The organism is Vibrio pomeroyi (genome assembly GCA_041879425.1).
GTDB lineage: Bacteria > Pseudomonadota > Gammaproteobacteria > Enterobacterales > Vibrionaceae > Vibrio > Vibrio pomeroyi_A.
Genome location: CP090854.1, coordinates 2,615,736 through 2,630,243, shown reverse-complemented (window position 1 = coordinate 2,630,243; position 14,508 = coordinate 2,615,736). Strand labels below are relative to the sequence as shown.

Sequence of the window (14,508 nt, the reverse complement as noted above, 5' to 3'; positions counted from 1 at the left end):
GAATATTATGATTATCGAATTTGAAGAAAAACTACTTGAAGTAATTGATGCTCGCATTGAAAACGCATCAGACGACGAACTGTTTGCTGGTGGTTACTTACGTGGTCATATTTCTCTGTCAGTGGCTTCATGTGAAGAAGAAGGCATTGAAGACGTAGCTGAAGTAAAAGCACGCATCGAGAAGAGCCTTGATGACGCTCGCTCTGAACTAACGCCAGCAGACCGCACTATCGTTAATGACCTATGGGTTGAACTGCAAAACCAAGCTTAATCGCTGGTTATTTATCATTATCCGCTCAGTCCCTTCCTTTTCATTTTGCTGAGCAGTGAATAGTTTGAGACTCATTCGAAATTTTTGAATGAGTCCGTTCAATCCTTGTGATGGTTCCATTTTCTGATTACGTTATTCTAATCCCACTTAACGGAATTACAGAAAAGGTCACGTCATGAAAGTTATCGCATTTGGCGCAAGCACAAGCTCTACCTCTATCAACAAAACTCTAGCAACTTACGCAGCTAACTTGATTGAAGGTGCTGAAGTCAAAGTTCTAAACATCAACGATTACAACGTTCCTATGTTCAGTGAAGACACTGAAAAAGAGATTGGCCAAGCGGAAGGCGCTCAAGCATTCTTGCGTGACCTAGCAGAAGCGGACGCATTTGTTATCTCTTTCGCTGAGCACAACGGCCACTACCCTGCAGCGTACAAAAACCTATTTGACTGGGCGACACGTATTGAACGTTCAGTGTTTGGTGAGAAGCCTGCGGTTTACCTAGCGACATCTCCTGGCCCAGGCGGCGCACAAACAGTACTTGGCGCAGCGACAGGTTCAGCGCCATACTTTGGCGGTAACGTTAAAGCGTCGCTTTCAGTGCCTAGTTTCTACGATAACTTTGATTTTGAGTCGGGTTCAATCAGCAATGAAGAGATTGCACAGCAGATTAAAGAAGCCGTCGCTAAGCTTTAACTCTTATTCGTGCTTAAACCCAGTAAAGTCGTTTGAAAGTTTAAGTCATCAGTTACAAAAAGCCCGAGAGACATAACGTCACTCGGGCTTTTTCATTACAAATACTCTGAATTTACGAACGAGTAGTCCGTCAGCTATTGATTGGCTTTCGCTTGTTTATCTGCAACCCAGCCAGCGGTTAATGCTTTCCCTTTACGCAGCCTGCGCACCCACATTCTGCTCGGGTGAATGGCTTCAAGCACATCAATAGGCAAAGGAAGTGGATCGCCACAGATTTGCGATGCTAATACTTCAGCTAACAATGGAGCAGAGCTTAAACCGCGCGAACCTAGCCCGATAAAGCAGTACAGGTTAGGGAAGCTTGTGACTGTTTGAACATCATCAACCGAGTCACGCTGTGGGTTAAAGTTGTGCAGGTCTTGGTATTGCTCTTTGATTGCTTCGAAATCACCCACATTGCCGACAAATGGCAAGTGATCACGGCTCACACTACGGATACCTTGGCGCGCTAGGTTGCCACTGGTGTCGACATCTTTTGTCCACGCTTGGTCTGGTAGCGATCCGTGCAGGCGCTCACCATTATGTTGCTGAACCTCAATATCAAACTCTTGGTCAATATTGGTTTTGTCGTAGTTAGCGCCGATACAGTGGTGGCCGTTATTTGGATTTTTCGGCGTTAGGTAACCATCAAAACACAACACGGTTTTTAACTTGGTTAAGTTTTCAGTGGTCGGAATATGGCTTACTTGGCCTTTAACCGGCGTTAGAGGTACAGGTTGAGTCTGCTCAAACTGGGTGAACTTGTGGCCGTTCGCAACAACCACTTGGTCGTGCTTGGTTTGAATCTCACCTTGAGGTGTCTCAATAGTGAGTTGCCATTGTTGCTCTGTTTCTAACCACTCAAGTTGCGTCACTTGATGTTGATAGTGCGTACTAACTTGGTTGGTCTCTTCTAACTTTTCGATCAAGCCTTGTGTCAGTTGCAGAGGGCTTAACCAACCACCCAGTGGGAAGTAAACACTCTCTTTATCAACCGGTAGGCCAATCTTTTCATTCGCTTGTTCTGGCGATAAACGCTGAATCAGATCTGTATGGAAATTGCCTTCCAACATGCGATTGAGCTTCTTAGTCGAACCTTTATCCCACATCAGAATGTTCACGCCACACCAGCTGTGGTCAAACTGAATAGACTGCGCCGCCTGATTGATGAACTGGCGAGCAAACAGTAAGCCAGGACCAAACACGCGAGAAACGTTCGATGTCGCTTCGCTTAACAAGGGGTAAATTGCACCTTGGTTGTTGCCTGAAGCATTGCCCGCTGCTTGTGGGTGCTCGCAATAAAGGGTGATGTTTTTACCACGGCGGCTCAACGTTTTAGCGAGTGCTGCACTAGCAACACCACCACCAATGATCGCGATGTCTTTCGAGCCACTGTGTGCTGATAGACCATACCAAGGTTTGATGTTGGTGTGAGCATGCTTTTCGCCCAGTCGGCCAGCAATCATTTCGCGTTTAGTGCCAAAGCCTTTAACCTTCTTCATTTCAAAGCCAGCTTCAATCAAACCACGACGAACAAAACCAGCGGCAGTGAAGGTCGCACAGCTACAATCTTGTTTAGCCAGCTTGGCCATGCCGTTGAATAGGTTTTGATTCCACATCTCAGGGTTTTTGCTCGGTGCAAAGCCATCTAGGAACCAAGCATCTACTAAACCTTGTTTTGGTGTAGGCACGTTAGGCATACAGTCTTTGATATCACCAAACCATAAATCGAGCGTGATAGCGCCATCGCCCAGCACGATACGGTGACATTCCGGCAGGGCGATAGGGTAGTGTTCTTGGAGTTGCGTCGCATACTCGGCTAATTCTGGCCACGATTGATGTGCTTTGATGAGATCCTCTTTATTTAAAGGATATTTTTCAAAACTGATGAAATGTAACTCTTTGGTAATAGCTTGAGGGTTATCTTTAAGGAAAGTATCGAACCATTGCCAAACCGCAAGAAAGTTAAGACCTGTGCCAAAGCCGGTTTCTGCAATGACAAAACGACGTTGTTGATGTTCAATCCAACGCTCTGGAAGGTGGTTTTGCTTTAAAAAGACGTAGCGAGTTTCTTCCAAACCGTTAACATTGGAGAAGTAAACGTCGTCAAATTGGTCTGAAACTGGCGTGCCAGACTCATTCCATTCCAGTTCTGCATTAGTAATTGAAGTCATAAAATCTATCATTTTGTGATTTGAAGCGATATGTTGGTAGGGATTGTACGAATTTCTAGGAAAGCTGACCACTTTTGTTAGGCTTCTTAGTTATCATCTAGCTGAATTTAGAATTATAGGAATGTCACATGAAACGAGTCGTAATCACCGGTATGGGTATTGTTTCAAGTATCGGTAACAACGTCGAAGAAGTTTTAGCATCACTGAAAGAGGGTAAATCTGGTATTACCGCTTCAGAGCAGTTCAAGGAAAATGGCTTGCGCTCTCAAGTTTGGGGTAACCTAAAAATGAACCCAGCTGACCATATCGATCGCAAAAAAATGCGCTTTATGGGTGATGCGGCGGCATTCGCATATCTTTCAATGGAGCAAGCAATTGCTGATTCTGGTTTAACAGAAGATCAAGTATCTAATGACCGCACGGGTATCGTTGCGGGTTCAGGTGGTGCTTCTTCACTTAACCAAGTAAACGCAGTAGACATCATCCGTGAGAAAGGCGTTAAGCGTGTTGGTCCATACATGGTTCCACGTACAATGGCTTCAACGGTTTCTGCTTGTCTAGCAACTCCTTTCAAAATCCGTGGTGTGAACTACTCTATGAGTTCTGCATGTGCAACATCTGCACACTGTATTGGTCACGCAATGGAGCTTATCCAACTTGGTAAGCAAGACGTAGTATTCGCTGGTGGCGGTGAAGAACTTGATTGGTCTCTGACTATGATGTTCGACGCAATGGGCGCACTTTCTACTAAGTACAACGACACACCTGAGCTGGCTTCTCGTACTTACGATGCAGACCGTGACGGTTTCGTTATCTCTGGTGGCGGCGGCATGCTAGTAATCGAAGAGCTTGAGCACGCAGTGGCTCGTGGCGCAAAAATCTACGGTGAGATCGTAGGTTACGGCGCAACTTCAGATGGCTACGACATGGTTGCTCCTTCTGGTGAAGGCGCGGTTCGTTGTATGAAGATGGCTATGCAAAACGTTGATGGCGTTGACTACGTGAACACTCACGGTACTTCGACTCCAGTTGGCGACGTGAAAGAGCTAGGCGCTATCCAAGAAGTATTTGGTGGCAACAGCCCAGCAATTTCTGCAACGAAAGCGATGACAGGTCACGCTCTAGGTGCTGCTGGCGTACACGAAGCGATTTACTCAACGCTAATGCTAGACAACGGCTTTATCGCTCCAAGCATTAACGTTTCTAACCTAGACGAAGCAGCTGCTGGCCTAGACATCGTAACTGAAGCTCGCGAGCAAGAGCTAACTACAGTTATGTCTAACAGCTTTGGTTTCGGCGGTACAAACGCAACGCTAGTAATCAAAAAGTACCAAGCTTAATTTAGGCTTGAGTCAGATATATAAAGGTTAATCGTTAACGGATTACGCGAGTGTAGATTCAACACGCACAGGTAACTCATTAACCATGAACCACAGAACAAAGTTTTTTAAACATAGATTGAAAACCTAGGTTTAAAAGTTGAAAGGTTTCCAGAGCTTGATCAGTAGTAACTTAGTTAGTACTGGTTGAACAGACGCAAGACTCTGTCTCCTGGAGAGCGAGATAGGATCCTTTTGTTCTGGATGTTTGCCCGATTGTTTATTCAATCGGGCATTTTTCGTTTTAGGCTTGGATAATAAAATCAGATTAGGGTAGTTAATCCTCATCTCAACAAGCCTTTAATCATAATGTATTCCATTTGCTACTCGACACCGTGTGTGGAATTTTGCACAATCATTTCAATTCACATTTAGGTCGATAGACCCCAACAAAAGTACTCGCCAAATGAAAATCTTAATCGACGAAAATATGCCTTATGCTGAAGCGCTTTTTAGCCAGCTAGGGGAAGTGACAATGAAGTCTGGTCGCACACTCACTGCTGACGACCTAGTTGACATAGACGCATTAATGATTCGCTCAGTCACCAAGGTGAACGAGTCGTTGATCAGCAAAGCCAATAAACTGAAGTTTGTAGGTACTGCGACGGCCGGTATGGATCACGTCGACCAAGAGTTGATGAAAGAGCGTGGCATTTTCTTTACTGCGGCACCAGGCTGTAACAAGGTGGGTGTGGCAGAGTATGCGTTCAGTTCAATGATGGTGCTTGCGCAGCAACAAGGCTTCTCTGTGTTTGATAAAACGGTCGGCATTATCGGTTGTGGTCAAGTGGGCAGCTACTTAGCAAAATGCCTAGAAGGTATTGGTATTAAAGTTCTACTGAACGATCCTCTTAAAGAACAAGAGGGTGACACTCGTGAGTTTACTGACCTAGATACACTGCTTGAGCAATCAGACGTTATCACGCTACATACGCCAATTACTAAAACCGGTGAGTTCCCAACTCATCACTTGATCAATGAGCAAGTGCTCAACAACTTCCGTGCTGATCAAATCCTGATTAATGCCGCTCGTGGTCCTGTCGTGGATAACCAAGCGTTAAAAGCTCGTTTACAAAAAGCGGATGGTTTTACTGCGGTTCTGGATGTGTTTGAGTTTGAACCTGAAGTCGACATGGAATTACTTCCGTTGCTTGCTTTCGCAACACCTCACGTAGCGGGCTACGGCTTAGAGGGCAAAGCGCGCGGTACGACCATGATCTTCAACAGCTATTGCGAGTTTTTAGGTACGGAACAACGTGCTTATGCAAGCGATCTTCTGCCGACGGCACCTGTGCCTCAAATGAAATTAGATAGAGCTTGGGACGAAGCAACACTGCACAATTTGACTCAGTTGATCTATGATGTGCGCAAAGACGACGCCTTATTCCGTCGCAATATCTCTACGCCGGGTTCTTTTGACAAGATGCGTAAAGAATATTGGGACCGCAGAGAGTACAGTGCTGTCGAGTTAACGGGCGACGAATCTTGCAATTTAACGCCGTTATCTAAACTCGGTTTTATGGTAAAGCCAACTTTATAAAAGAGAGAAACAATGAGCCAAGAATTTAATATTGCTATTTTAGGTGCGACTGGTGCGGTTGGTGAAACCATTCTTGAAGTACTTAAAGAGCGTAAATTCCCTGTCGGTGAACTGCACTTACTAGCAAGTGAACGTAGTGAAGGCAAAACTTCCCGTTTTAACGGCAAAACAATACAAGTACAAAACGTAGAAGACTTCGACTGGTCTCAAGTACATATTGCGTTTTTCTCTGCTGGTAGCGAGCTTTCAGAGCGTTGGGCTCCAATTGCTGCGGATGAAGGTGTGGTTGTTATCGATAACACATCACGCTTCCGTTACGAATACGATGTTCCTCTGGTTGTGCCAGAGGTGAACCCTGAAGCGATTGCTGAGTTCCGTAACCGCAACATCATTGCGAACCCTAACTGTTCTACTATCCAGATGGTTGTAGCACTAAAACCAATTCACGATGAAGTGGGCCTTGAGCGTATTAACGTTTCAACTTACCAATCTGTATCTGGTGCAGGTAAGCCGGGTATCGATGAACTAGCAGGTCAAACTGCTAAGCTCCTTAACGGCATGCCAGCTGAAAATTCAGCGTTCTCACAGCAGATCGCGTTCAACTGTATTCCTCAAATCGATGAGTTTACTGAGAACGGCTACACGCGTGAAGAGATGAAGATGGTTTGGGAAACTCAAAAAATCTTTGCTGACTCTTCAATCACAGTGAACCCGACGTGTGTTCGCGTACCTGTATTCTACGGTCACGCTGAATCTCTACACATTGAAACTCGCGCGCCAATTGGTGCAGAGCAAGTGGTTCAGCTTCTTGAGAACACAGAAGGCGTTGAAGTATTCCAAGCGTTAGACTTCCCAACTCAGGTTCGTGATGCTGGTGGTAAAGACCACGTAATGGTTGGTCGTATTCGTAACGACATCAGCCATCACAGCGGCGTGAACATGTGGGTGGTTGCTGATAACGTTCGCAAAGGCGCAGCGACAAACGCAGTGCAAATCGCTGAAGTTCTGATTCGCGATTACTTCTAAGCTTTACTGCTTTGATAAACAAGCCTCACTCTTTAGTGGGGCTTTTTTAATCGATTGAAAATATTGTTAGCCAAATTGTGTGAAATTGCTGCGAATATTGTCGCTGCAACACATTTTTTGTTTTCATCTCTATAGTTTTACGTCATTTATCCGATATATTTAATAGATCATCACTTTATCCGAATTTAAGCACCTAGCTGAGCCTTTTATGTTTCAAATTTTCAAGCAGTGGTTAATGCCTTTTGCCGTTATCATTGCGACTCAGATTTCCGTTGTTCGTGCAGATTCCATTCGAGTTGTTGGGCCTGATGGCCAAATACAATCAGCGCCTACGTTTTCAGAACCTCTCTCAAGAGCGCAGTCAAATAGCGCTGAGCCTTCTCGTTTCTATGGTCCAACTCGTGGTTCAGAGACGCTGTGGTCTATCGCCTCAAGATTACGTCCGGATAACTCCGTTTCAGTCCAGCAAACCTTGTTGGCGATTTATCGCTTAAACCCGCAAGCGTTTGAAAACCAGAACATCCATAGCCTTTTGCCTGCTAGCAATCTGCGCGTGCCTTCTTTAGAGCAAGCGCGAGCAAGTTCGACGCAGCAAGCCATCAATATCATGAATTCGCACCTAGCGAAGCTTGATGACCCGGCGACGAAACCTGCAGCTTCAAAGCCAAAAGCAGCGCAAGCCTCAAATCAATCGGATACTGGTTCGAAAAATACCCCACAGGCAAAACAAGCCAACTCAACTGAAGCCGCCAAGAAACCGGCCTCTCTTGTTCCATCATCTCCAGCGAAAGAGATGAATAAACTTGAGAAACAGTTAGAGCTTTCAGAAACAGAATTACTTTCACTTGAAGAGAAGAACCATCAACTCCGCTTAATGCTGTCGAATGTACAGTCAGAAGTGGATGTGCTGAAAACAGAACTCAGCGATGAAGACCGTATCCGCAGTGAAGTTGAAAAGTTATTGGCGGAAGAGCGTAGAAAGAACGCTGAAATTGAAAAAATGGCACCAAGTGCGATGGATCAACTGTTGTCTAACGGTTGGTTAGTGGCTGCACTGGCGATTATTCCCGGCCTTCTGCTTGGTTTAATCATTGTTGTGCTATTAGGTCGCCGCTCTAAAAACGATGACCAACAACAAACAACGCAAGATCAACCGATTCAACCTGAAGCAAGCAGTGTTGCGCCTATCACTCTAGGCGACGAGATTGACGACCTTGATAACGAGCTGTCTCTCGATGATGAATTGTTTGGTACGGAAGATGACGCCAATAAGCTGTTTGATGATCAAGCTCTGGCTGAAGAAGACGATGTATTTGCAGGTTTAGACGAATCGGATCTCGATTTCAATCTTGACGGTGAAGATGATGATCCGTTTGCCAGCATTGGCGAAAACGGTGACTTAGACACTAACTTCGATGATCTGGACTTAGACAGCAATAACGGCATCAGTGTTAATGGCGAAGAGAAAGCGCTTGGTCTTGAAGAGATGGAGCGCGCACTCGATAAAACGGCAGAAAGCGCTCTAGATTCTGATGATGTCGATTTTGACCTTTCTGATGATAACTCAATGTCTGCTGACGACATTGAAGCTTTGCTATCTCAAGAAGCTGAGACGGAAGATTTAGGTTCCAATGAGCTAGACCAATCTCTGCTAGACGATCTGTTCGCTCTTGATGACGAAGATGATGATAGCTTCGATATCGATGCTTTGATTTCGGAAGAGCAAAATGACTCGCCTTCGACGAGCACCACTCCAGCTACCGATGATTTCGACATTGATGCGCTTATCTCAGAACAACAGAGTGATGCTAAGCCAGCCGATTTGAGCAATGACGAATTCGATATCGATGATCTGATCTCTGAACAGCAGACTCCACAGCCAGTAGTACAACCCGCAGCGCCAAGTGTAGAAGACGATATTGATGACATCTTTGCTCAGGTTGCCGCTCAAAATGATCAAAACGACCCTTTCAATCTTGATAACGATGATGAAGTTACCAAAGACTTGAATAGCGGTTTGGCATCGGATGATGATATCGAAAACATCCTGTCTCAGTTTGATAAGCCAATCGTAGACGAAGAAACTCAAGACAGCGTTGATCTGCTTGATGAGCAACTGGCAGGCGATGACGTAGACCTAAGTAACTCGACAGACCTTCTTGATGAGATGCTAGGAGACGATTCGGATGATGAGTCTGAAAGCGAACCTCTTGGCTTTGATTCTTTGTCTGAGCTTGAAGAGCTTTCTGGCCTATCGACGGACGATGAGCTAAACATTGCGGAAGATAGCACGGAAACTTTAGATGAGCTGATCGGTGATTCTGACGATGATGACTTTGAACTCGATGAAGATAGCACCGATCTGCTTGATGATTTCCTTGATAGCGAATTGTTAGCTGATGATGCATCAAGCGATGAAGCGAGCGAGAAGGGCACGGAATCTTTAGACCCGTTTGATGATCTACTAACAAGCGGCATTGAAGACGAGCTTGAATCAGAAGAGCAGACGTTTGATAAAGAGTTAGACGCGGCCTTTGATTTTGAAAAAGCCAGTGATGAACCTATTAAAAACTCAGATGCTGAGACAACTCCATTACCGTTAGAGCCTTCTGAAGCCGAACCAGAGCAAGCTGAGGACGTTAGAGAAACATCACAACCTGAACAAATTAACGATGAGTCATTAGATTTAGAACAAGAGCAAGACAACTCTGAGCCAGAAAGCGATGATGTTAAGCCACAAAACGATGAAGCCTTTAATCGTGATGACTTTATCGATGACCTATTTGGTGTAGCACCAGCAACAGATGCTCTTCTTGATGATTCACTAGAAACCACAGACGAAGCATTGATTGATGAATTGATGACGTCTGACGACAGTGATGTATTGGAAGCGATTGAAGAGCCAGTTGAAGACCTAGTTCAAGAGTCAAACGAAAAGTCTCCTGAACCAGAGCAAACATCAAGTTCGGATGCTTTAGATTCATTACCGGAACAAGCAGAACCGTCTGTTGAAGATAACGAACTGGATTTTGATTCGTTATTATCTGAACATTCTGATGTTGAAGAACCCGCTTTCGCTGAGTTAGAACAAGAAGCGCTTGAGCCGAAAGCAACAGATACACCAGACAGTCACGAAGAAATCGCGCCTAGCTATGAAAACCAAACTTCAACTGCGTCATTGAGTGATATATCGGAAGACGAAGAAGAGACGGTTGAAGATTGGTTAGCAGAAGCAATCGACGATGTAGAGTCTCCTGCGAACATCGACTCTGATTTCGACTTTGAGCCGAAAATTCAAGGTAGCGATGAATTTGAAGATGTCGTTGAATCCTTGCCAGAGCCAGAGCCAGAGCCAGAGCCAGAGCCAGAGCCAGAGCCAGAGCCAGAGCCAGAGCCAGAGCCAGAGGCAGAGCCAGAGCCAGAGCCAGAGCCAGAGCCAGTTCGTGCTGCAAATATGCCAGAAATCATTCCAAATGAATTCGGCGTACCAGAAGACGACGATTGGCTGATTGAAGATGAGACGACTGCTCCACAAGCATCAACAGAAAATGACGTAACACCAGAGTCTGTAGCACCTGTTGTTGAACCTAAATTAGACGCTGAACCGCAAGTTGAAGCGACGCCACAAGCGGAAGTAGCAGAACAAGAAAGCGACGAAGAATTCTCGTTTGATGACTTTGAGTTGCCAGAGTTTGGTGAAGAAGATGCACTAGCAGAAGCTGATGCTGTTGCACCACCAGCAGAAATAGCGGAACAAGAAAGCGACGAAGAGTTCTCGTTTGATGACTTTGAGCTGCCAGAGTTCGGTGAAGAAGACGCACTGGCAGAAGCTGATGCCGAATCAACACCAGAACCAACAGTACCTGCTGTTGAGCTTCAACCAAGTGTTGAACCTCAAGCTGAAGCTAAGATTCAAGACGATGAAGAGTTTTCGTTCGACGACTTTGAGTTGCCAGAGTTTAGTGAAGAAGACGCACTAGCAGAAGTTGATGCTGAATCAACACCAGAACCAGTAACACCTGCTATTGATTCTCAACCAAGTGTTGAATCACAACCAATAGCAGAGCCTCAACTAGATACTGCACCACAGGCTGAAACTGCGAAACCAGAAAGCGAAGAAGAGTTCTCGTTTGATGATTTTGAGCAGCCAGAATTCGGTGAAGAAGATGCATTAGCTGAAGTGGTGAGTGAACCGGATGAAGCACAGTTAGAGCAAGACTTATCTGATGGTACTGAGAAGTTCGAATTCGATGACCTTGATCTGCCTGAATACGATGAAGAGAGTGCGAAAGCTGATTCTGTCTTAGACGATATTGAGCAAAGCAGTGCTGAGCCTGTAGCAGAAGATGAAGGTGTAGAGTTCGATGAGCTTGATTTACCAGAATACGGTGAAGATGAAGCCATCTCTGATGCGTTTGCTGAGAAGCCAACACCGCTAACCTCTTTCAGCCCACAAGGCGAAGAGCAAGATGCTTTGCATGATTTGTTCTCAAACCCGCAAAGCTTCAGTCATGCTGATGATTTATCGGATGCTGAAGAGTCTGAACTGGCTGGCTTTACACAGCCAGAGCTATCATCGAATACTCTTTCAGAATCAAACCTAGCGCCATCAGCGCCAACGGCGGTTCAAGATGAACCACTAGAAGGCTTTGATGATTTTGATGAGACTGCGTTGGCTGAGTTGCTTTCGGAAGACGTTCAAGATTCTGTCGACAACATGTTCGACAAACCTCTTGATGCAACATCGATTGATAGCGCAGGGCTAGATATTGATGCAATGCTTGAAGTGGGTGGCGAAGACTGGAAAGGCTTTAACTTAGCGCCAGAGCAGCAATCGAGCATGCACAATGATGTACCTGATGATCAGCAAGAGATTTGGGCATCGGCAGAGCAGCAAGCTGAACCAAAAATCAAAGAAGAGAATTGGGGACAGCAAGACAACTTAACCGAATCAGGAAATGGTCGTGATAAACAATACATGACCATCGATGAACTGATGGCGCAAGTCGAGCAAGAAGGCGAAGAGGTCATTAATCCAGATGATGAAGAATTGAAGCTGGATGTTGGCCTAAATGAATTCCCAGATGTGATCGGCGATATTGGCAACTATGATGTCGATAGTAATGCAGAGGCTGCAGGTAAGCTTGATTTGGCTAAAATCTACATCGAGATGAGTGACCCTCAGGGCGCGATTAAGCTGCTAGAAGAGGCGATTGTTGACGGAAGTGATGACATTCGCCGCGAGGCCAAGAATCTCATCGACACGTTAAACGGTCGATAAGCTCAGCGAAACGAAAAGGGTAGCATTGGCTACCCTTTGTTTTAGGTGAGGGTAAGAGTCGTCGTTTTATTTGGTTTCTTAAAGCTAGCCAAGGACGATGGTGAGTGTTTATTGAAGTTTTAGCCCCATCCTATTTGGGCTAGCACTCATTTCCGTATATACTTCTCGCCCATTTTCAAAGAGAACAAGAACATGAAAATTGCTTTAGGTATTGAATATAACGGTACCCACTACTTTGGTTGGCAGCGCCAACGAGACGTGAAAAGTGTCCAAGAAGAATTGGAAAAGGCTCTTTCAGTTGTCGCGAATCACCCAGTAGAAGTTATGTGCGCAGGTCGTACTGATGCCGGTGTTCACGGTACGGGACAAGTCGTTCACTTTGAAACTAATGTCGATCGTAAAATGGTGGCATGGACAATGGGCGCGAATGCCAACATGCCAAAAGATATTGCGGTTCGTTGGGCGACTGAAGTTAATGAGGATTTCCATGCTCGTTTCTCAGCGACTGCACGCCGTTACCGCTACATTATCTTTAACCACGCACTGCGCCCAGGCATTCTGAATTCAGGTGTGAGCCATTACCATGGTCATCTGGATGAGAAAAAAATGCATGAAGCGGGCCAGTACTTGTTAGGCGAGAACGACTTCACTTCATTCAGAGCGACACATTGTCAATCTCGTAGCCCATGGAGAAACATGATTCACTTAAACGTGACTCGTCATGGTCATTACATCGTAATTGATATTAAAGCGAATGCGTTTGTTCACCATATGGTGAGGAATATTACTGGTAGCCTTATTGCGGTAGGTAAAGGTGAGCAGAAACCAGAGTGGATCCAGTGGCTTTTAGAGGCTAAAGATCGAAAAGTGGCGGGTGCGACTGCAAAAGCGGAAGGCTTGTATCTGGTGGACGTTGATTATCCTGAACATTTTGAACTACCACGAGAGCCAATTGGCCCTCTATTTTTACCGGATAATTTGAACTAAATGTGAGACTTAGGTTCAAAAATTATTACGGTTTAGTGCGTAAGATAGTCCCAGAAAATAGGTACAACCAGTTTTTTATCTACAGTCGCTGTTTTATGTGCTTTAATTCCCACGCATAATTCCCAAATTTATTTCTTTCGCAATCAAGCGGAAGAATCGAAACAAAAAGGTCTTCCATGAGTTGGCTTGAAAAGATTCTAGAAAAAAGCAACATCGTAACATCTCGTAAAGCGTCTATCCCTGAGGGTGTTTGGACTAAATGTACTTCTTGTGAGCAGGTTCTTTACCATGCTGAGCTAGAGCGTAACCTAGAAGTATGTCCAAAATGTGATCATCACATGCGCATGAAAGCACGTCGTCGTCTGGATACATTCCTAGACAAAGGTGAGCGTGTTGAACTAGGTACTGATCTTGAGCCACAAGATAAGCTGAAATTTAAAGATTCTAAGCGTTACAAAGAACGTATCTCTGCTGCACAGAAAAATAGTGGTGAGACAGACGCACTAGTTGCAATGAAAGGCGAACTGCTTGGTTTACCTATCGTAGCGTGTGCTTTTGAATTCTCATTCATGGGCGGCTCAATGGGTTCTGTTGTAGGTGCTCGTTTTGTGAAAGCGGTTGATGCTGCAATTGAAAACAACTGTGGTTTAGTTTGTTTCTCTGCAAGTGGTGGTGCGCGTATGCAAGAGGCGCTTATGTCTCTAATGCAAATGGCGAAAACCAGTGCTGCTCTAGAGCGTTTATCTGCGAAAGGCCTACCGTTTGTATCAGTAATGACTGATCCAACAATGGGTGGTGTTTCTGCAAGTTTGGCAATGCTTGGTGATATCAACATTGGTGAGCCAAAAGCACTGATCGGTTTCGCTGGACGTCGTGTAATCGAGCAAACTGTACGTGAAGACCTTCCTGAAGGTTTCCAACGCAGTGAGTTCCTACTAGACCACGGTGCTATCGACATGATCGTTGACCGTCGTGAGATGCGTCAGCGCGTTGCAAGCCTTGTTGCTAAAATGACCAACCAGCCTTCACCATTAGTAGTTTCTGTGAACGATTCACCGAATGAAGCTACTTATGAAGTACCAGAAGCGCCAGAAAAAGGGTAAAGTACCTTCTA

9 protein-coding genes are annotated in these 14,508 nt (G+C 45.2%); 8 read left to right on the top strand and 1 reads right to left on the bottom strand.

The window, feature by feature from the left end; all coding sequences use genetic code 11:
* Positions 1–7 precede the first annotated feature (7 nt).
* Together L0992_11435 and L0992_11430 are read left to right on the top strand one after the other, a co-directional pair.
* Positions 8–271: a YfcL family protein gene (locus L0992_11435; GenBank protein ID XGB66327.1), complete on the top strand. Its 264-nt coding sequence runs from the start codon at positions 8–10 to the stop codon at positions 269–271.
* Between the two features lie 175 nt (positions 272–446).
* Positions 447–968 (top strand): NAD(P)H-dependent oxidoreductase, encoded by a 522-nt coding sequence (locus L0992_11430; protein XGB66326.1) that lies wholly within the window; start codon positions 447–449, stop codon positions 966–968.
* A 134-nt stretch (positions 969–1,102) separates the two neighbouring features.
* Here L0992_11430 and mnmC read toward each other — a convergent pair whose 3' ends face one another.
* Positions 1,103–3,253, bottom strand: a complete 2,151-nt coding sequence (gene mnmC / locus L0992_11425; protein XGB66325.1) for a bifunctional tRNA (5-methylaminomethyl-2-thiouridine)(34)-methyltransferase MnmD/FAD-dependent 5-carboxymethylaminomethyl-2-thiouridine(34) oxidoreductase MnmC — start codon at positions 3,251–3,253, stop codon at positions 1,103–1,105.
* A gap of 56 nt (positions 3,254–3,309) precedes the next feature.
* Here mnmC and fabB point away from each other — a divergent pair, with 56 nt between their 5' ends.
* The 6 genes from fabB (at position 3,310) to accD (ending at position 14,497) form a co-directional block, all read left to right on the top strand.
* A complete protein-coding gene (gene fabB, locus L0992_11420; GenBank protein ID XGB66324.1) occupies positions 3,310–4,521 on the top strand; it encodes a beta-ketoacyl-ACP synthase I in 1,212 nt (403 codons plus the stop codon).
* Positions 4,522–4,966: 445 nt separating this feature from the next.
* Positions 4,967–6,100: a 4-phosphoerythronate dehydrogenase gene (locus tag L0992_11415; GenBank protein ID XGB66323.1), complete on the top strand. Its 1,134-nt coding sequence runs from the start codon at positions 4,967–4,969 to the stop codon at positions 6,098–6,100.
* Positions 6,101–6,112: 12 nt separating this feature from the next.
* A complete protein-coding gene (locus tag L0992_11410) occupies positions 6,113–7,126 on the top strand; it encodes an aspartate-semialdehyde dehydrogenase (GenBank protein ID XGB66322.1) in 1,014 nt (337 codons plus the stop codon).
* 208 nt (positions 7,127–7,334) lie between these two features.
* Entirely contained in the window at positions 7,335–12,407 is a 5,073-nt protein-coding gene (locus tag L0992_11405) for an ATPase (protein ID XGB66321.1), read from the top strand.
* A 192-nt stretch (positions 12,408–12,599) separates the two neighbouring features.
* Positions 12,600–13,394: a tRNA pseudouridine(38-40) synthase TruA gene (gene truA / locus L0992_11400; protein ID XGB66320.1), complete on the top strand. Its 795-nt coding sequence runs from the start codon at positions 12,600–12,602 to the stop codon at positions 13,392–13,394.
* Between the two features lie 176 nt (positions 13,395–13,570).
* Positions 13,571–14,497, top strand: a complete 927-nt coding sequence (gene accD / locus L0992_11395; protein XGB66319.1) for an acetyl-CoA carboxylase, carboxyltransferase subunit beta — start codon at positions 13,571–13,573, stop codon at positions 14,495–14,497.
* The last annotated feature ends 11 nt before the right edge of the window (positions 14,498–14,508 follow it).